The organism is Pseudomonas baetica, assembly GCF_002813455.1.
GTDB lineage: Bacteria > Pseudomonadota > Gammaproteobacteria > Pseudomonadales > Pseudomonadaceae > Aquipseudomonas > Aquipseudomonas baetica.
In genome coordinates this window covers 4,351,510-4,368,776 of sequence record NZ_PHHE01000001.1, presented here as the reverse complement: position 1 = coordinate 4,368,776, position 17,267 = coordinate 4,351,510, and the positions used below count along the sequence as shown (strand labels likewise).

General features: G+C 58.4%; 18 protein-coding genes. 7 read left to right on the top strand and 11 right to left on the bottom strand.

The annotated features are described in order from the left end of the window. Window positions 1-61 precede the first annotated feature (61 nt). From yjiA to ATI02_RS20170, 3 genes are all read right to left on the bottom strand, one after another. Window positions 62-1,039 carry a GTPase gene (gene yjiA / locus ATI02_RS20180; protein WP_100847155.1) on the bottom strand — a complete coding sequence of 326 codons (978 nt, stop codon included), beginning with the start codon at window positions 1,037-1,039 and terminating at the stop codon, window positions 62-64. Between the two features lie 159 nt (window positions 1,040-1,198). Further along, complete coding sequence (locus ATI02_RS20175) at window positions 1,199-1,396, bottom strand: YbdD/YjiX family protein (RefSeq protein ID WP_003228401.1); 198 nt, start codon at window positions 1,394-1,396, stop codon at window positions 1,199-1,201. A gap of 15 nt (window positions 1,397-1,411) precedes the next feature. Next, window positions 1,412-3,478 carry a carbon starvation CstA family protein gene (locus tag ATI02_RS20170; RefSeq protein WP_095190351.1) on the bottom strand — a complete coding sequence of 689 codons (2,067 nt, stop codon included), beginning with the start codon at window positions 3,476-3,478 and terminating at the stop codon, window positions 1,412-1,414. Window positions 3,479-3,637: 159 nt separating this feature from the next. Here ATI02_RS20170 and ATI02_RS20165 point away from each other — a divergent pair, with 159 nt between their 5' ends. Beyond that, window positions 3,638-4,006 (top strand): PilZ domain-containing protein, encoded by a 369-nt coding sequence (locus tag ATI02_RS20165; RefSeq protein ID WP_100847154.1) that lies wholly within the window; start codon window positions 3,638-3,640, stop codon window positions 4,004-4,006. A 124-nt stretch (window positions 4,007-4,130) separates the two neighbouring features. Here the strand turns inward: ATI02_RS20165 and radA are convergent, their stop codons facing one another. From radA to katB, 3 genes are read right to left on the bottom strand one after another with little or no spacing between them, the layout of a single operon-like run. Further along, entirely contained in the window at window positions 4,131-5,498 is a 1,368-nt protein-coding gene (radA, locus tag ATI02_RS20155; RefSeq protein ID WP_100847153.1) for a DNA repair protein RadA, read from the bottom strand. Between the two features lie 45 nt (window positions 5,499-5,543). Next, on the bottom strand, window positions 5,544-6,089 hold the full coding sequence (locus ATI02_RS20150; RefSeq protein ID WP_100847152.1) for an ankyrin repeat domain-containing protein: 546 nt from the start codon (window positions 6,087-6,089) through the stop codon (window positions 5,544-5,546). A 60-nt stretch (window positions 6,090-6,149) separates the two neighbouring features. Next, window positions 6,150-7,691: a catalase KatB gene (gene katB, locus ATI02_RS20145; protein WP_095190348.1), complete on the bottom strand. Its 1,542-nt coding sequence runs from the start codon at window positions 7,689-7,691 to the stop codon at window positions 6,150-6,152. Window positions 7,692-7,975: 284 nt separating this feature from the next. Between katB and mscL the strand changes: the two genes are divergently transcribed. Further along, window positions 7,976-8,392, top strand: a complete 417-nt coding sequence (mscL, locus tag ATI02_RS20140; RefSeq protein WP_095190347.1) for a large-conductance mechanosensitive channel protein MscL — start codon at window positions 7,976-7,978, stop codon at window positions 8,390-8,392. A gap of 42 nt (window positions 8,393-8,434) precedes the next feature. On the opposite strand, the gene ATI02_RS20135 is transcribed toward mscL, so the two are convergent. After that, a complete protein-coding gene (locus tag ATI02_RS20135; protein WP_095190346.1) occupies window positions 8,435-9,211 on the bottom strand; it encodes a ferredoxin--NADP reductase in 777 nt (258 codons plus the stop codon). A gap of 321 nt (window positions 9,212-9,532) precedes the next feature. Here ATI02_RS20135 and ATI02_RS20130 point away from each other — a divergent pair, with 321 nt between their 5' ends. Together ATI02_RS20130 and ATI02_RS20125 are read left to right on the top strand one after the other, a co-directional pair. After that, window positions 9,533-10,246: an autoinducer binding domain-containing protein gene (locus tag ATI02_RS20130; RefSeq protein WP_095190345.1), complete on the top strand. Its 714-nt coding sequence runs from the start codon at window positions 9,533-9,535 to the stop codon at window positions 10,244-10,246. 174 nt (window positions 10,247-10,420) lie between these two features. Then, on the top strand, window positions 10,421-11,545 hold the full coding sequence (locus ATI02_RS20125) for a methyltransferase (protein WP_100847151.1): 1,125 nt from the start codon (window positions 10,421-10,423) through the stop codon (window positions 11,543-11,545). Window positions 11,546-11,613: 68 nt separating this feature from the next. On the opposite strand, the gene ATI02_RS20120 is transcribed toward ATI02_RS20125, so the two are convergent. From ATI02_RS20120 to ATI02_RS20110, 3 genes are all read right to left on the bottom strand, one after another. Then, entirely contained in the window at window positions 11,614-11,781 is a 168-nt protein-coding gene (locus tag ATI02_RS20120) for a DUF2474 domain-containing protein (RefSeq protein WP_007950992.1), read from the bottom strand. 63 nt (window positions 11,782-11,844) lie between these two features. Continuing rightward, window positions 11,845-12,852 carry a cytochrome d ubiquinol oxidase subunit II gene (gene cydB / locus ATI02_RS20115; protein WP_095190343.1) on the bottom strand — a complete coding sequence of 336 codons (1,008 nt, stop codon included), beginning with the start codon at window positions 12,850-12,852 and terminating at the stop codon, window positions 11,845-11,847. Window positions 12,853-12,855: 3 nt separating this feature from the next. Next, window positions 12,856-14,298: a cytochrome ubiquinol oxidase subunit I gene (locus ATI02_RS20110; protein ID WP_095190342.1), complete on the bottom strand. Its 1,443-nt coding sequence runs from the start codon at window positions 14,296-14,298 to the stop codon at window positions 12,856-12,858. Between the two features lie 430 nt (window positions 14,299-14,728). Between ATI02_RS20110 and ATI02_RS20105 the strand changes: the two genes are divergently transcribed. The 3 genes from ATI02_RS20105 to ATI02_RS20095 all read left to right on the top strand — a co-directional run bounded on the left by ATI02_RS20105 (window position 14,729) and on the right by ATI02_RS20095 (window position 16,648). Beyond that, a complete protein-coding gene (locus ATI02_RS20105; RefSeq protein ID WP_095190341.1) occupies window positions 14,729-15,967 on the top strand; it encodes an MFS transporter in 1,239 nt (412 codons plus the stop codon). Window positions 15,968-16,067: 100 nt separating this feature from the next. Beyond that, on the top strand, window positions 16,068-16,346 hold the full coding sequence (locus tag ATI02_RS20100) for a type II toxin-antitoxin system RelE/ParE family toxin (RefSeq protein WP_095190340.1): 279 nt from the start codon (window positions 16,068-16,070) through the stop codon (window positions 16,344-16,346). A gap of 14 nt (window positions 16,347-16,360) precedes the next feature. Continuing rightward, window positions 16,361-16,648 carry a HigA family addiction module antitoxin gene (locus ATI02_RS20095; RefSeq protein WP_095190339.1) on the top strand — a complete coding sequence of 96 codons (288 nt, stop codon included), beginning with the start codon at window positions 16,361-16,363 and terminating at the stop codon, window positions 16,646-16,648. Between the two features lie 5 nt (window positions 16,649-16,653). On the opposite strand, the gene ATI02_RS20090 is transcribed toward ATI02_RS20095, so the two are convergent. Further along, a complete protein-coding gene (locus tag ATI02_RS20090) occupies window positions 16,654-17,205 on the bottom strand; it encodes a DJ-1 family glyoxalase III (RefSeq protein WP_095190338.1) in 552 nt (183 codons plus the stop codon). Window positions 17,206-17,267 lie beyond the last annotated feature (62 nt).

The following is a 17,267-nucleotide window of genomic DNA, read 5'->3' as shown; positions in this document are numbered from 1 at the left end:
GAATGCAATTCACTGTGGGAGCGAGCCTGCTCGCGAAGAGGCCCGTCCAGCCATCACACGTTCAGTTCTGCTGCTGCGCCACCTTGGCAAACCCCGCGCGAATCTTCTCTTCCGGCAAATCATCGGCAATAAACACAATCACACTCTCCCGCGTCTCGCCCTCGGCCCATTCGGTGTCCCAGTCGAAACCGTAGAGTTTCAGCACGCCCTGAAACACCAGCCGCCGATCCTCCCCGGCAATGTTCAGCACGCCTTTGTAGCGCAGCAATTGTTTGCCGTGCTCTTCCAGCAGTTCATTCATGAACTCGCTGAGCTGATCGATATCCAGCGCCTGATCGGTGCGCAGCACCAGACTGGAGATGCGGTCGATCGACGGCGCCTTGCTGACCGGACGCAGGCTCAACCCGCCGCCGAGATCGGCGTTGAGATTGAAACCGCGCACGTCGAGCAGTTCGGCCAGATCAATGTTGCCGTGCTCGACCACACGGATCGGCGCGCGTCGGTTGATCCGCGTCAGACGCTCACTTAGCGCGGTGAACGCGGCCTCGTCGACCAAATCAGTTTTGCTGACCAGCAAACGGTCGGCGAAACCGATCTGCGCCTGGGCAATGGTCTGAGTCAGGTGGTGCTCGGCGTGAGCGGCATCGACCAAGGTGATGATGCCGTCGAGCAGGTAACGCTCGCGCAGTTCTTCATCGATGAAAAAGGTCTGCGCCACGGGTGCCGGGTCAGCCAGACCGGTGCATTCGATCACCAGTCGGTCGAAAGCGATTTCGCCGCTGTCCAGGCGTTCGAGCAACAGATAAAGCGCTTTGGTCAGATCGGTGTGGATGGTGCAGCAGACACAGCCGTTGGCCAGGGTCATGACTTGCACCGGCTCATCGCCGAGCAATTGAGTGTCGATGCCGGCGTCGCTGAATTCGTTTTCGATCACGGCGATTTTCAGGCCGTGCTCGGCTTTCAACAGATGACGCAACAAGGTGGTCTTGCCGGCGCCGAGGAAACCGCTGAGTACCGTGACCGGAATGGGAGAGGACAAATGCTTTCTCCTTCACAAAATGAATGAACAACACAAAACAAATGTGGGAGCGAGCCTGCTCGCGAAAGCGGTGTGTCAGCCAATGGATTCATCAACTGATACTCCGTATTCGCGAGCAGGCTCGCTCCCACAGGGGATAGCCTGGACCTCAGGCTCTGATCAACAGCACTTGGGCCCACCCTTGCCACCGTAACGGGCTTCCTGACGTTCGCGAAAGAACATCTCGTAGCTCATCACCGGTTTGTCCGGGTGCTTGGTTTGCATATGCTCGACGTAGGTGTCGTAGTCGGGCATGCCGACCATCAGGCGCGCGGCCTGACCGAGGTATTTACCGAGGCGACTCAGGTCATTGAACATGGTGCAATCCTCTGGTTACGCATCCGGCAGAGCCTGGAATGGCGATTCTTTATCCGTACGCTCTTTTTTGCCCCACGCGGCGATGCCGACCTTGAGCGCATAGAACAGGATGCTGAAGACCACGAACAGGAACAGCACAGTGAGCGTTGCGTTGGTGTAAGCGTTGAAGATCACGTGCTGCATCTGCTCGACGCTTTTTGCTGGCGCGAGCACCTGACCGTTGGCCAGCGCATCGCTGTACTTCTTGGCCAGCGACAGGAAGCCGATTGCCGGGTTGGCGTCGAACAGCTTGATGAAGCCCGCCGTCGTAGTGCAAATCAGCAGCCAGGTGGCCGGCAGCAGGGTGACCCAAATGTAGCGCTGACGCTTCATTTTGATCAGAACTACAGTGCCGAGCATCAGCGCGATACCGGCCAGCATCTGGTTGGAGATACCGAACAGTGGCCACAGGGTGTTGATGCCGCCCAGTGGATCGATCACGCCTTGATAGAGCAACCAGCCCCACATCGCCACGCAACCGGCGGTGGCGATCAGGTTGGCAGTCCACGATTCGGTACGTTTCAGCGCCGGCACGAAGGAGCCGAGCAGATCCTGCAGCATGAAACGCCCGGCACGGGTGCCGGCGTCTACAGCGGTGAGGATGAACAGCGCTTCGAACAGGATCGCGAAGTGGTACCAGAACGCCATGGTGTTTTCACCCGGCAGGACACTGTGCAGGATCTGAGCGATACCGACCGCCAGGGTCGGCGCACCGCCGGCACGGGCGAGGATGGTGGTTTCGCCGATGTCATGCGCCACGGCTTGCAGCGCCTCAGGTGTGATCGCAAAACCCCAACTGGTGACCACTTGCGCAACCGACACCACGTCACTGCCGACGACGGCGGCCGGGCTGTTCATGGCGAAGTACACGCCAGGCTCGATCACCGAAGCGGCAACCATCGCCATGATGGCGACGAACGATTCCATCAACATGCCGCCGTAACCGATGTAACGGGCGTTGGTTTCGTTATCCAGCAGCTTGGGCGTGGTGCCCGAAGAAATCAGCGCGTGGAAACCGGAGACCGCACCGCACGCAATGGTGATGAACAGGAACGGGAACAGACCGCCCTTCCACACCGGGCCGGTGCCGTCGACGAACTGGGTCAGCGCGGGCATTTTCAGCTCGGGCATGGTCACCAGGATGCCGATCGCCAAAGCGACGATGGTACCGATCTTGAGGAACGTCGACAGATAGTCACGGGGCGCCAGAATCAGCCAGACCGGTAGCGAAGCAGCGACGAAACCGTAGCCGACCAGCATCCAGGTAATCTGCACACCGGTGAACGTGAACGCCTTGGCCCACACCGGGTCGGCGGCAATCTGCCCACCCAGCCAGATCGAACCCAACAGCAGCAACACGCCGACCACCGAGATCTCGCCAATGCGGCCCGGGCGGATGTAGCGCATGTAGATGCCCATGAACATCGCGATCGGGATGGTCGCCATCACCGTGAAGATGCCCCATGGGCTCTCGGCCAGGGCTTTGACCACGATCAGCGCCAGCACCGCGAGGATGATGATCATGATCAGGAAGCAGCCAAACAGCGCAATGGTGCCGGGCACGCGGCCCATTTCTTCACGCACCATGTCGCCCAGGGAACGGCCATTGCGGCGGGTCGACATGAACAGAACCATGAAGTCCTGCACCGCCCCCGCCAGCACCACACCGGCAATCAGCCACAGCGTGCCGGGCAAGTAGCCCATCTGCGCCGCCAGAACCGGACCGACCAGAGGCCCCGCGCCAGCAATGGCCGCGAAGTGGTGACCGAAGAGAATGTGTTTGTTGGTCGGCACATAGTCCAGACCATCATTGTTGAGCACCGCGGGGGTGGCCCGACGCGGATCGAGTTGCATCACATGGTTTGCGATGAACAGGCTGTAGTAACGGTATGCAACCAGATAAATGGCCACCGCTGCGACCACAATCCACAAGGCGTTGATCGCCTCGCCTCGGCGCAATGCCACTACGCCCAGGGCGCACGCTCCTACGATTGCCAGCACTAGCCAGGGTAAGTGGCGTAGCAGGCTATTATTATTTTTCATTTTATTATTCCAGCCAGGGTGGACAAGAAAGACAGCCACCCCGAGTTTAGCGCTTACGGCGCCAAAGGCCATACCCCGACATTGGTCTAGACGCTTTACCGATTGGCTGCCCCCCGCTTTCGGGGTCTATAGTCAGCGAACCTTCTGGAGGATTACCCCATGAGTGAACCGTCAGCCAATCGTCGTCGCTTCAAACGTATTGCGTTCGATGCCAGAACCGAGCTGAGTCAGGGCGAGTACATCTGGCCGGTCAAATTGATTGATCTGTCGCTCAAGGGGCTGCTGATTGAACGGCCGGAGCCGTGGCTGGGAGATCGGGAAAAGGATTTTTTCGTCGACATCCATCTGAGCGATGACGTCGACATCGAGATGGATGTGCATCTGGCCCATGAAGAGAACGGCCAGTTGGGCTTTGTTTGCCGGCATATCAGCCTGGAGTCGATCCAGCGCTTGCGGCGCTTGATCGAACTCAATCTAGCCGACGAAGCCGAACTGGAGCGCGAACTGGGCGCCCTGATCGAAATCTAGCACCAACACACAAATCAAACTGTGGGAGCGGGCTTGCTCGCGAATGCGGTGTGTCAGTTGACTCATTCATTGACTGAAACACCGCATTCGCGAGCAAGCCCGCTCCCACAAGGGCTATGCGCGTTTATTCGAAGAGCGCGTCGAGGGCCTGTTCCAGGCGCGTAACCGCGATGATCTGCAAGCCCGGCGGCGATTCCTTCGGCGCGTTGCCTTTGGGCACAATGGCTCGCTTGAAGCCATGCTTGGCCGCTTCCTTCAAACGTTCCTGGCCGCTCGGCACCGGGCGCACTTCGCCGGACAGTCCCACCTCGCCAAACACCAGTAAATCATGCGGCAACGGCCGGTTGCGCAGGCTCGACATCACCGCCGCCATCAACGCCAGATCGGACGCGGTTTCCAGCACCTTCACCCCGCCGACTACGTTAAGGAACACGTCCTGATCGTGGGTCGGAATGCCGCCGTGTCGATGCAAAACCGCGAGCAACATCGCCAGACGGTTTTGATCCAGCCCCAGCGTCACTCGGCGCGGGTTGGCCAGATGACTGTCATCGACCAGCGCCTGCACTTCCACCAGCATCGGCCGGGTGCCTTCCCACGTCGCCATGACCACACTGCCCGGGACTTCTTCCTGAGCGCGGGTGAGAAAAATCGCCGAAGGGTTGGAGACCTCTTTCAATCCCTTGTCGGTCATGCCGAACACACCGAGTTCGTTGACCGCGCCGAAACGGTTTTTCACCGCGCGCAGAAGACGCAAGCGCCCATCGGATTCGCCTTCGAAATACAGCACGGTGTCGACCATGTGTTCCAGAACACGGGGCCCGGCCAATGCGCCTTCCTTGGTGACGTGACCGACAAGGAAAATCGCCGTGCCGCTCTGCTTGGCGTATCGCACCAGCAGCGCCGCACTTTCGCGCACTTGCGAGACACCGCCGGGCGCCGATTGCAGTTGTTCGGTGAAGATCGTCTGGATCGAGTCGATCACCATCACCTTGGGCTTTTCCTGCCGGGCGGTGGCGATGATGGTTTCGATGCAGGTTTCGGTCATCACCCGTAGTTGATCCTGCGGCAGGCCGAGACGGCGGGCGCGCATGGCCACCTGCTGCTGGGATTCTTCGCCGGTAACGTAAAGCGCCGGCATGCTCTTGGCGAGGTTGCACAGGGTCTGCAGCAGAATCGTCGATTTACCGATCCCCGGATCACCGCCGATCAACACCACCGAACCGTCGACCAGACCACCGCCGAGCACCCGGTCCAGTTCACCGGAGGCTGTGGAAAACCGCGGAATCTCTTCGATGCTGACTTCGGCCAGGGTCTTGATCTGCGCCTGTTGCCCGGCCCAGCCGGTACGACCGGTGGGCGCCGTCGCCCCGCCGCTCTCGATCATGGTCTCGGTCAGGGTGTTCCAGGCGCCGCATTCACCGCACTGGCCCGCCCACTTGGGAAAGATTGCGCCGCACTCGGTGCAGCCGTACATGCGCTTGGCCTTGGCCATCAGAACCCCCGACAAAAACCGCGATGATAACGCACACGTCGCCGATCAGCGCGGCGCGGCGGTACGGATTTCGCCACTGGCCAGACGTGCGGCGCTGTTACCCAGCGGATCTTCGGCATTCAGATCGGCGCCTTTGGCTTTCAGCGCATCGAGCAGTTCCAGACGCTTGAACAACCCGGCATACATGGCCGCCGTCTGCCCGGCACCGTTGCGCTGGTCGGGACTGCAATCAGTAGCCATCAAGCGTCGCGCAATCTGCAACTCACCCTTGAAAATCGCGCCCATCAGCGCCGTATTGCCGCGCTGATCTTGAGCACAGGCATCCGCCCCGGCGGCGAGTAATCGTTCAACCGCTGGCGCCTGACCGTGATACGCCGCCAGAATCAGCGCGGTGTAGCCCTTGTCGTCGCGGGTGTCGAGGGAATAACCGGACTCGATAAAGGTATCGAGCATTGGCACATCACCGCGCCGGGCCGCGTCGAAATAGTAATCCTGAAGTTGCGCCTTGATGGCGTCAGGGCTCTGTTCGGGCGAAGCCGCCCACGCAGTAAACGACAGACAACCGCAAAGCAATAAAAGACAGATACGCATCAGCAGCCTCCTTTGGCGAAACGGGGCCTGATTCAGGCCCCGCTTGGGATAAGCGTCGGATCAGTCAGCCAGTTTGGCCGCCAGTGCCTTGACCCGACTCAGATCACCCTTGGCCACCTCGGTCACGCCGGTGCCGTATTCCGGATCGGCCCTATAAAGGAAGGACAGGATGATGTGCTTGCTCTCGTCATCGGTGCTGGCCAGCGAACCGCCGAAGCTGTCGATCAGATCGCGGCGTTCCTTTTTGCTGAACGAGCGATACAGATCGCCGGCCTGCTTGAAGTTCTGCTCACGCTGGATCTTCGCCTGCTGTGTGCTGCCCGACAGCGCCAATTGGCTGTAACGCGCGGCTGGGGTTTCTTCACGCGGTTGCAAACGGCTCGGCTGATAGTTCACACCGGACTGGCTGGCACCGAAATTCATCGCGCCATCCTGATTGCCGTTATTCACCGCCACCTTAGGCGCGTTGATGGGCAACTGCAGAGCATTGGCACCCAGGCGATACATTTGCGTGTCAGCGTAAGAGAACACTCGCCCCTGTAACAGACGATCCTCCGAAGGTTCAATTCCCGGAACAACATTGGCGGGTGCCATGGCAACCTGTTCAGTTTCCTGGAAGACATTTGCCGGATTGCGGTTCAACACCATTTGCCCAACTTTTCGTTCCGCAATACCCGGCCAGATCTTTGTAGCGTCCAGTGGATCGAAATCAAACTTGGACAAGTCTTGTGGTTTCAGAACCTGAATGTACAAGTCCCATTTAGGGAAGTTGCCTTTGTTTATATTAGTCACCAGATCATTGGTCATATGACTGTAATCCTGACCCTGAACTTTTGTGACTTGTTCAGGGGTGAGATTGTTGATGCCTTGCAAGCTCTTCCAGTGAAACTTTACGTAATGCACTTCACCCTTGGCATTGATCAACTTATAGGCATGCACCCCATTGCCATCCATCTCTCGATAACTGGCAGGCGTGCCTGAGTTGGAATACAACTCGGTCAGCGTACGCGTGGCTTCCGGTACGTGGGAGAAAAAGTCGAATCGGCGCGAATCATCGTCGAGGTTGGTACGCGGGTCGGGTTTGAACGCATGCACCATGTCCGGGAACTTGATCGCATCACGGATAAAGAACGTCGGAAAATTATTGCCGACCAAGTCCCAGTTGCCATCGGCGGTGTAGAACTTGGTGGCAAACCCCCGTGGGTCGCGCAGGGTTTCCGGGGAGTGGTTACCGTGAACCACGGCGGAGAAACGCACGAACACCGGCGTGGTTTGTCCGGTAGCGAAGACTTTGGCCTTGCTCAGGTCACTGAGGTCGTTGGTCACCGTAAAAGTGCCATGGGCGCCGGTGCCTCGAGCATGCACCACACGCTCGGGAATACGTTCACGATCAAAGCGCTGCAGCTTCTGAATCAGTTGCACATCCTGCAGCAGCACCGGGCCGTTGGCTCCAGCGGTTTGCGAGTTCTGGTTGTCGCCGACCGCTGCACCGTTATCACGGGTCAGAGGCGCGGCATGTACAGAGAAGGTTAACAGGCTGGCGGTGAATACACCCAGTGTACGGCGATGGGGAAAAGCCCCCAATCCAAGTGCGGACGTCATATCAGGTTCCTCTGGTTTTTTGGGCGCATCCAGGTGCGCCAACCAAAGGCTAGAGGGCTACGCCTGCGAACATAAATAGAATGTTCATAACTTGGCGATTGAAAATTTTAGCTTCCCGATCAGCGAGTTGCGGCGTATTTCGCGCGCGATTAGTGGCACTTTGCAAACTTATCGGCGATTAATCTGTCGATAAAAACGGGCATTGTAAGAAGGTGTTTCGCGCAGGACGCGTTTTGCTGATTTACACTGCGTACACCAACCTCATCTGTAACAAGGAATAACCTATGGGCGTGATAAGTGAGTTCAAGGCCTTCGCGGTCAAAGGCAACGTGGTCGACATGGCTGTCGGTATCATCATCGGCGCCGCCTTCGGCAAGATCGTTTCGTCGTTTGTCGGTGACGTGATCATGCCGCCGATTGGCCTTTTGATCGGTGGGGTGGATTTCAGTGACCTCGCCGTGACGTTAAAAGCCGCCGAGGGTAACGCCCCCGCTGTGATGCTGGCTTACGGCAAATTCATCCAGAGCGTGCTTGATTTCATCATCGTTGCTTTCGCGATCTTCATGGGTGTCAAAGCGATCAACCGTTTGAAGCGCGAAGAGGCCGTGGCCCCGTCTCTGCCGCCGGTCCCAACCAAAGAAGAGGAACTGCTGGGTGAGATCCGCGACTTGCTCAAGGCCCAGAACAACCGCCCTGAATAATCCCGCCTAATAGAAAACGGCACCTGCGAGGTGCCGTTTTTTTTACCAGTAGTTTTCAACGGCCACCTGGCCTGGCTTACGCGTGAGGCTCAGACGCATATGCCGCTGTTTCAGCAAGGTGCGGGTGTCATCGATCATCTGCGGATTGCCGCACAGCATGACTCGCGAATGCTCTGCCGTCAGTTCAACACCAGCGGCACGCTCCAGTTCACCATTCTCGATCAACGCCGTGATGCGTGCGTTCAAGGCGCCAGGATGTTGCTCGCGGGTGACGATGGGAATGAATTGCAGTTTTTCGGCGTGCTCAGCCAGATAATCACGCTGTGCGAGCCCGGCTATCAGCGGCAGATAAGCCAGTTCCTGCGCTTCGCGCACGCTGTACACCAGAATGATCCGCTCGAACCTCTCCCAGACTTCGAAATCCTGCAGGATCGATAGAAACGGTGCCACACCGGTGCCGGTCGACAGCAACCACAGATCGCGACCATCGACGAAACGATCAAGTGTCAGATAGCCGAACGCCTGACGCTCTACCAACAAGGTATCGCCCGTTTCAAGCCGGCTCAATCCACTGGTGAACTCGCCGTCCGGGACCACGATTGAAAAAAACTCGAGAAACTCGTCGAACGGTGACGACACCATTGAGTAGGCACGCCATACGGTGGTGCCATCCGCCTTGGTCACGCCGAGCCGGGCGAATTGCCCGGCGCGGAAACGAAAACCTGCATCGCGGGTGATGCGCAAGGTGAACAGGCTGGGGGTCAGGGGCTGCACATCAAGCAGTGTCTGGCGGGTAAATTTCTCTGCACTGGCGGTCATGGCGAGATTCCATTGAACGATGACGCCAGTTTCGCGCAAACGCGCTGGCAGTAATACCAGCAAAAAGTAATGGCATTTCGCGACCAGCCCATTAATACAAAATCAACTAATTAACCAACCAGATAATAACTGTAACGATATGTAAAAGCCGAGTTACATGTTGAATCTCATATCAAGTCCTCATAACGCTTTACTCAAAAACCGTTTATACAAAGAGCGAAAAAATCCCTCCGCACCGTAAGAAATCTCCTACACTCGTTTGCGTGCGGTTTTGGATCCAACTGCACCCCCAGAGAAAAGCCGGTGAATTGGAGAGTGGTAATGGAGACATGGAAGGAGTCGCAGCTAAAACAACTGACGTTTGCCAGAAATATAGATAGTGCTTTTGCGGTGCTGCTTCGTTTTATCGAAAATCTCGGTTTTAACTTTTGCAGTATCGTTATCACTCCGTGCGATGGAGGACCTCCGTTCAAGCCCCTGCGAATCGACAATTACCCCAAAGGCTGGAACCTCGAATATGAACAGGAAGGGCACGTAGAGACGGACCCGATAACCTCGCATTGCCAACAATCAATGCTGCCGCTTGTCTGGAGTGAGGCGGTTTTTGCGAATGCGCCTTCTCTGTGGCAGCTATTGCAGCAATACGGGATACATCACGGCTGGTCACAGTCCTTCAACCACGAGGAAAACGGTTTCAGCAGCATTGTCAGCCTGTCCAGAAGGCATTGTCCGATCAGCCCGTTCGAGCTGTACGAGCATTTCGGTTACATGTTTTACGTCACCAATCATTTGAGTGATCTGTTCGCCCGTTCCCTGCCTCGCAGACCTGGCAAGTCTGAGTATCCGCGCCTTACCGCACGTGAGCTGGAAGTTCTGCAACTCTCGGCGCTGGGCAAGACGGCCTACGAAATTGCGAGGATTCTCAGTATCAGCGAACGGACAGTGGGCTATTACATACAAAAAATTCTTCAGAAGCTGAATGTCTGCAACAAGATTTCTGCCGTGATGAGGGCGGCCAAGATCGGCATCATCTGAAAGGCGACAGCGGCGTGCAGGTGAAAACACACGGGTATTTGCCTGGAAAAAAACGTAACATTTGTGACCTTCCTGAGTGATGACGTGAACTGAAGCGTCGAATTGCACTCGGTCGGTTCCGCCGCACAGCGTCAAGGCGGCCGGACACCCGTCGATTACCTGAGTCCCCGCCCCATGCCTTTGCTCGATACCCCCTTCGCTCAACTCGATCTGATCCGCCAACCCGAACAGCAGAACGAACCGCTGCAAGCATTCGATGCGGCGGATGAATACCTGCTCAACCACCTGGCCGCACAGCAGCCGACGGCCGAAACCCGAGTATTGGTACTCAACGACAGCTTCGGCGCACTGGTAGCCAGTCTGCTGGGCAAGGTCCGGGTCGTCAGCAGCGGTGATTCGTTTCTGGGTTTTCAGGGGCTGGAAAAAAACCTGCTGCGCAATGGCCAGGCATTCGATGCGATCCGCGGTATCCCGGCCAGTGAGCCGGTAGTCGGGCCGTTCGACCGGGTGTTGATCCGCGTCCCGAAAACCCTGGCGCTGTTCGAAGAACAGCTGATTCGCCTGCGAGGGCAATTGGCCCCCGGCGCAGAAGTGATCGCAGCGGCGATGGTCAAGCATTTGCCGCGCGCCGCCGGCGATCTACTGGAGCGCTACATCGGCCCGGTACAGGCCTCACTGGCGGTAAAAAAAGCACGCTTGCTGATCGCCACTCCTGAAGCGAAAGCACCGGCAGTGTCGCCCTATCCGACGCGTTATCGCCTTGACGATCCGGCCATTGAACTGCTGAACCACGCCAATGTGTTCTGCCGCGAAGGCCTGGACATCGGTACCCGCGCCTTTCTCCCGCACTTGCCAAAGAACCTCGGCACGGCGCGGGTCGCTGACCTCGGTTGCGGTAACGGTGTGCTGGCGATTGCCAGCGCGCTGCAAAACCCAGACGCGCATTACACGCTGGTCGATGAATCGTATATGGCCGTGCAATCGGCCGCCGAAAACTGGCGTGCCGCGCTGGGTGATCGCGACGTGATTGTGCGGGCCGGTGATGGTCTTGCCGGTCAAGAGCCGCAATCGCTGGATGTCGTGCTGTGCAATCCGCCCTTCCATCAGCAACAAGTGGTTGGCGACTTTCTGGCCTGGCGCATGTTTCAGCAGGCGCGCGAGGCGTTGGTGGTGGGCGGTGCGTTGTACATCGTCGGCAACCGTCACCTTGGCTATCACAGCAAACTGGCGCGGCTGTTCCGTGGTGTCGAGCAAGTGGCCGCTACGCCAAAGTTCGTGATCCTCAAGGCGCGCAAGTAAACCGCGAAAAAAAACCCTCCATGCGGAGGGTTTCAAATCCGTTCCCGAAGGCGCCGGGACGGGGTGCTTCAGTGAGTGGTCAGGCCTGCGGCGTTCATGAACATGCGCATCAGGCTGGCGACGATAAACAGCGCTCCTACGCTACCGACCCAAATCATGGCCAACCAGCCGAGCCGCTGCCACAGCGGTTTTTTTTCGGCTTCTTCAATGTCGTGCAGGGAATGTTTGCCGGTCATTTTCTTTAAACCTCTTCAAGATTGATGGCGTCGCTACCGACGCCATCGCGAGCAGGGTTTCGCTTAGTGGTAGCCGTCTTCATGGGTGACCTTGCCGCGGAACACGTAATAGCTCCAGAAGGTGTAACCCAGGATGAACGGGATGATGAATAACGTGCCGACCAGCATGAAGCCCTGACTTTGCGGCGGTGCGGCGGCGTCCCAGATCGAGATCGACGGCGGCACGATGTTCGGCCACAGGCTGATACCCAAGCCGCTGTAGCCGAGGAAGATCAGCACCAGGGTCAGCAGGAACGGCATGTAGTTGGCATTGCGCGCCACGGCGCGAATCAAACCGTACATCGTCACCAGCACCAGAATGGGTACCGGCATGAACCAGAACAGGTTCGGCATGCTGAACCAGCGTGTCGCGATGTCCGGATGCGCCAGCGGCGTCCAGATACTGACGATACCGATCACCGCCAGCAGTACGAAGGCCAGCGGCCGGGCCAGGTTATGCATCTGTTCCTGAAGCTTGCCTTCGGTTTTCATGATCAGCCAGGTGCAACCTAGCAGGGCGTAGGCCACCACCAGCGCAGCACCGCAGAACATCGTGAACGGCGTCAGCCAATCCAGCGAGCCGCCGGCAAACTGCCGGTTGACCACGGGCAAGCCATCGATGAACGCACCGAGCGCCACACCCTGGAAGAACGTCGCGGCCACCGAACCGCCGATGAACGCCTTGTCCCACAGGTGACGCTTGTCGTCCTTGGCCTTGAAGCGGAACTCGAACGCCACGCCACGGAAAATCAGGCCGATCAGCATGAAGATCAGCGGCAGGTACAACGCCGACAACACCACCGAGTACGCCAGCGGAAACGCGCCGAACAACGCCGCGCCACCCAGCACCAGCCAGGTTTCGTTACCGTCCCAGACCGGGGCGACGGTGTTCATCATTACGTCACGGTCAGTCTTTCCCGGGATGAACGGGAAGAGAATCCCGATCCCCAGGTCGAAGCCGTCCATGACCACGTACATCATGATGCCGAAGATGATGATCACGGCCCAGATCAGCGGAAGATCAATACCCATGATTCAAATCTCCTTGGTCAGGGTTGGGCTGTGGTCAGCCTCGGCGCCATCGTCTTCAGCAGCGGACAATGGCCGGGCCGGTGTGCGTTTCTGGCCAGGACCACCGTCGTTGGTTTCCTTGCCCTCGTCGGTTTTCGGTCCTTTGCGCACAAGCCGCATCATGTAGCCGAGGCCCGCACCGAACAGCGCGAAATACACCACCACAAACATGATCAGGGTGATGCTCATCTGCATGAAGCTGTGGTTGGAGGACGCATCCGCGGTGCGCATCAGCCCGTAGACCACCCATGGCTGGCGACCGATTTCAGTGGTAAACCAACCGGCGAGGATTGCGATAAGCCCGGAAGGCCCCATCCACAACGCCAGATACAGGAACGGACGCGAGGTGTAGAGCGTGTCGCGCTTACGTAGCCACAGACTCCACAGACCGGTGAAGATCATCAGGAAACCGAGGCCGACCATGATTCGGAACGACCAGAACACGATGGTCGAATTCGGCCGGTCTTCAGGCGGAAAATCCTTGAGCGCCGGTACCTGCTTATCCAGCGAGTGAGTCAGGATCAGGCTGCCGAGGTACGGGATCTCCACGGCGAATTTGGTTTTCTCTTCTTTCATGTCCGGCCAGCCGAACAGGATCAGCGGCGTCGCTTCATCGCCCTTGTTTTCCCAGTGGCCTTCGATCGCGGCGATTTTTGCCGGTTGATGCTCAAGGGTATTGAGGCCATGGAAGTCACCGATGACGGCTTGAATCGGCGCGACAATCAGCGCCATCCACATCGCCATCGACAGCATGGTGCGGATAGCCGGGTTGTCCTTGCCGCGCAGCAAGTGCCAGGCAGCTGACGAGCCGACGAAGAACGCCGTGGCCACGAACGCGGCAGTCGCCATGTGCATCAGGCGGTACGGGAACGACGGGTTGAAAATGATCGCCAGCCAGTCGGTAGGAATGACCTGACCGTTAACGATTTCGAAGCCCTGCGGGGTTTGCATCCAGCTGTTGGACGCAAGAATCCAGAAGGTCGAAATCAACGTACCGATCGCCACCATTACCGTGGAGAAGAAGTGCAGGCCGCGGCCGACTTTGTTCCAGCCAAACAGCATCACCCCGAGAAAACCAGCCTCAAGGAAGAACGCCGTGAGCACTTCATAGGTCAGCAAAGGCCCGGTAACGGCACCGGCGAAGTCCGAGAAGCGGCTCCAGTTGGTACCGAACTGATAGGCCATCACCAGACCGGAGACCACACCCATGCCGAAGTTGACGGCAAAGATCTTTGACCAGAAATGATAAAGGTCACGGTAGGTGTCGTTGCGGGTCTTGAGCCACAAGCCTTCGAGCACAGCCAGGTAACTCGCCAGACCAATGGTGATGGCCGGGAACAGGATGTGGAACGAGATGGTGAACGCGAACTGAATTCGGGCGAGATCGAGTGCCTCTAAACCGAACATAAGTCTTCCTCTGTCAGGTAATACCGGCTTGGGGGCTTGTGACCCCTGCGCCTACTGCCCCCACGGATATGGAGTGTGGCGAATTCTGATTCGTTCTTTTTTAACAACCATCGCAACGCAGGGAGTCTGGCCGACGGGCCACCGGATCAATTCCGTTAGAGGCCTTGATCTGGATCAAGCAACGTTAAAAGAGTAGTCCTATTTCCGACGGAGAACGGCGTGGTCGTTTGCCGCGTGACAAGTTGCCTCACGGTTGCGGGGCAATGCTCTGAAGTACATCCCATGCGGTGAACCGGCGAGCTCCCTTGCCCCAAGGAGTTGGGGTGCAGGGATAATCGATGTCTGGCTAACTAATTTTTTGTCATAGCAACTTCCTGTTACAGACTGGTGATAACCTCGCAGTTCCCCCTCGAACCAGACCTGCCTCCAGATGCCCAGCCAAGAGCCCCTGCTGTTACGTCACCATCGTCCCTTTCTAGCGTTTTGGCTGGCGCGTATTTTCACCGCCAGCGGTTTTCAGATGCTCACCGTGGCGATTGGCTGGAATCTGTATCAGTTGACCGGCAACGTGCTCGATTTGGGTCTGGTGGGGCTTGTTGAATTCGCCCCGCGCGTGCTGTTCATGCTGCACACCGGGCATGTCGCCGACCGTTACGACCGGCGTAAGGTCGCGGCCATCTGTCAGTCGTTACAGGCGCTGATCGCGTTGGCACTGGCCATCGGCAGTGCTACCGATCACATCACCCGGGAAATGATCTTCATCCTCGCCTTCCTGCTGGGTGCGGCGCGCTCGTTTGAAATGCCGACCACTCAAGCGCTACTGCCGAGCATCGTGCCTGCATCGTTGTTCCCGCGGGCCGTCGCGGCGGCGCAATCTGCGCAGCAGTCAGCAACCATCGTCGCACCGGCACTCGGTGGCTTGCTCTATGCGTTCGGCAGCGTCTGGGTCTACGGCCCGACGGTGCTTCTGTATGTGATTGCCTGTTCGTTGATGCTCAACCTGCCTGCCCGGCAGACCCCGTTGAATAAAGGCAAAGCCACGCTGGACTCACTGCTGGCGGGGATCCGCTTCATTCGCAGCCGTCCGGACATTCTCGGGGCGATCTCTCTGGATCTGTTCGCGGTACTGCTCGGCGGCGCCACTGCGTTGCTGCCGGTGTTTGCCAAAGACATTCTGCTGACCGGGCCGTGGGGCCTCGGCCTGCTACGTTCGGCTCCGGCGGTCGGCGCGTTGGCGATGTCACTGTTCCTGGCGCGATTTGCCGTGGAGCGCAACGTCGGCCGGGTGATGTTCACCGCGGTCGGCATCTTCGGCGTCGCGACCATCGCCTTCGGCCTGTCGACCTCCTTCTGGTTCTCGCTGGCGGTGCTGGTCGTGCTCGGCGCAGCGGACATGATCAGCATGGTGATCCGCGCTTCCTTCGTGCAACTGGAAACCCCAGACGAAATGCGCGGCCGGGTCAGCGCGGTGAACGGCCTGTTCATCGGCGCCTCGAACCAGTTGGGCGAATTCGAATCCGGCCTCACCGCCCACTGGTTCGGCACGGTGCCGGCGGTGGTCATGGGCGGGATCGGCACTCTGGTAGTGACGGGGACGTGGATCAAGTTGTTTCCGACCCTGGCCAAACGCGACCGGATGACAGAGCTGGTGGAAGAGGCGAAGGTTTAGCGTTCGTCCATGAAGTTGCTATGCCAAACACAAATTAATTGAAAAGGTGCGGTACATAGATACCGCACCGAGTGTAATGTATCGCCTTACACTCGCCCCCATGATCAAATCCTTTCAGCACAAAGGCCTTCGCGGCTTCTATGAGACCGGTTCTACTCGCGGAATTCGCGCCGATCACGCGAAACGCTTGGCGCGCATGCTGCAATTCATGGATCGCGCAACGCTTCCCGGGGATCTGGATCTTCCGGGTTGGCGCCTGCATCCACTGAAGGGTGAGTGGTCCGAGTACTGGTCGCTCAGCGTTTCAGGCAACTGGCGGGTTATCTTTCGTTTTGTCGGTTCGGATATCGAACTGGTCGATTATCTGGACTACCACTGACAGGAGGCAGGCCCATGCCCATGCACAACCCGCCACACCCCGGTGAAACACTGCTGTCAGATGTCTTGCCCGAACTTGGCATCAGCGTTACCGAACTGGCACGGCACCTAGGGTTTGCCCGCCCTCATCTATCTCGTGTACTGCACGGGCATGCACCCATAAGCCCTGATCTGGCCGTGCGACTGGAACGGGCGGGCATTGGAAAAGCTCGCGTTTGGCTAGGTGTTCAAACCGATTACGATCTGTGGCAAGCGGAGCATCGAGAGCAACCGGCGATTGAGCCTATCTTTGCCCACGCCTGATCACCTCAAACCAACAACTCCCCGGCCACTTTCGCCCTTAGCGCCTTGCCGCCGAGTTGCTCGACCAGCGTCAAGGCAAACGCCAGCGCTGCTCCAGAGCCTTGGGCGGTGACGCAGTTGCCGTCTACCACAACCGGTTGATCAACAAACGTACAGCCCGAGAGTTGATGGCTGGCGCTGGGCAGGCAGGTCATGCGCCGCTGGCGCAGCACGCCGAAGCTTTGCAGGGCGATGGCCGGGGATTCGCCGATCGCGGCGAACAGACGTCCGGCGCTGGCCTGATCCTTGAGCAGTTGTTGCAGAGGTTGATGTGCTGCGAGGTGCTGCGACCCGACAGCGCCGCCGGGCAGCACGACCAGGTCGAAGATCTGCGCCAGCACATCGACCAGCATGCCATCGGCGGTCAAGCGGGTGCCGCGCGCGCAGGTCAGCATGCGTCGGCCTTCGATGCTGGCGGCCACCACTTCGATGCCGGCTCGGCGCAGCACGTCGATCAGGGTCACGCTTTGCAGATCATCGATGCCCTCGGCGAGGGTAATCAGGGCTCTAAAGGTCATGGGCGCTATCCGCTGGATGATCTTTAAAGCGTAGTCAGCTTTGCCTCCGACCGTTCGGATAC

Coding starts and splice junctions, on each gene's coding strand:
- ATI02_RS20175 (WP_003228401.1), bottom strand. CDS start 1,396: ATGTTCAATGACCTGAGTCGCCTCGGTAAATACCTCGGTCAGGCCGCG.
- ATI02_RS20170 (WP_095190351.1), bottom strand. CDS start 3,478: ATGAAAAATAATAATAGCCTGCTACGCCACTTACCCTGGCTAGTGCTG.
- ATI02_RS20165 (WP_100847154.1), top strand. CDS start 3,638: ATGAGTGAACCGTCAGCCAATCGTCGTCGCTTCAAACGTATTGCGTTC.
- radA (WP_100847153.1), bottom strand. CDS start 5,498: ATGGCCAAGGCCAAGCGCATGTACGGCTGCACCGAGTGCGGCGCAATC.
- ATI02_RS20150 (WP_100847152.1), bottom strand. CDS start 6,089: ATGCGTATCTGTCTTTTATTGCTTTGCGGTTGTCTGTCGTTTACTGCG.
- katB (WP_095190348.1), bottom strand. CDS start 7,691: ATGACGTCCGCACTTGGATTGGGGGCTTTTCCCCATCGCCGTACACTG.
- mscL (WP_095190347.1), top strand. CDS start 7,976: ATGGGCGTGATAAGTGAGTTCAAGGCCTTCGCGGTCAAAGGCAACGTG.
- ATI02_RS20135 (WP_095190346.1), bottom strand. CDS start 9,211: ATGACCGCCAGTGCAGAGAAATTTACCCGCCAGACACTGCTTGATGTG.
- ATI02_RS20130 (WP_095190345.1), top strand. CDS start 9,533: ATGGAGACATGGAAGGAGTCGCAGCTAAAACAACTGACGTTTGCCAGA.
- ATI02_RS20125 (WP_100847151.1), top strand. CDS start 10,421: ATGCCTTTGCTCGATACCCCCTTCGCTCAACTCGATCTGATCCGCCAA.
- ATI02_RS20120 (WP_007950992.1), bottom strand. CDS start 11,781: ATGACCGGCAAACATTCCCTGCACGACATTGAAGAAGCCGAAAAAAAA.
- cydB (WP_095190343.1), bottom strand. CDS start 12,852: ATGGGTATTGATCTTCCGCTGATCTGGGCCGTGATCATCATCTTCGGC.
- ATI02_RS20110 (WP_095190342.1), bottom strand. CDS start 14,298: ATGTTCGGTTTAGAGGCACTCGATCTCGCCCGAATTCAGTTCGCGTTC.
- ATI02_RS20105 (WP_095190341.1), top strand. CDS start 14,729: ATGCCCAGCCAAGAGCCCCTGCTGTTACGTCACCATCGTCCCTTTCTA.
- ATI02_RS20100 (WP_095190340.1), top strand. CDS start 16,068: ATGATCAAATCCTTTCAGCACAAAGGCCTTCGCGGCTTCTATGAGACC.
- ATI02_RS20095 (WP_095190339.1), top strand. CDS start 16,361: ATGCCCATGCACAACCCGCCACACCCCGGTGAAACACTGCTGTCAGAT.
- ATI02_RS20090 (WP_095190338.1), bottom strand. CDS start 17,205: ATGACCTTTAGAGCCCTGATTACCCTCGCCGAGGGCATCGATGATCTG.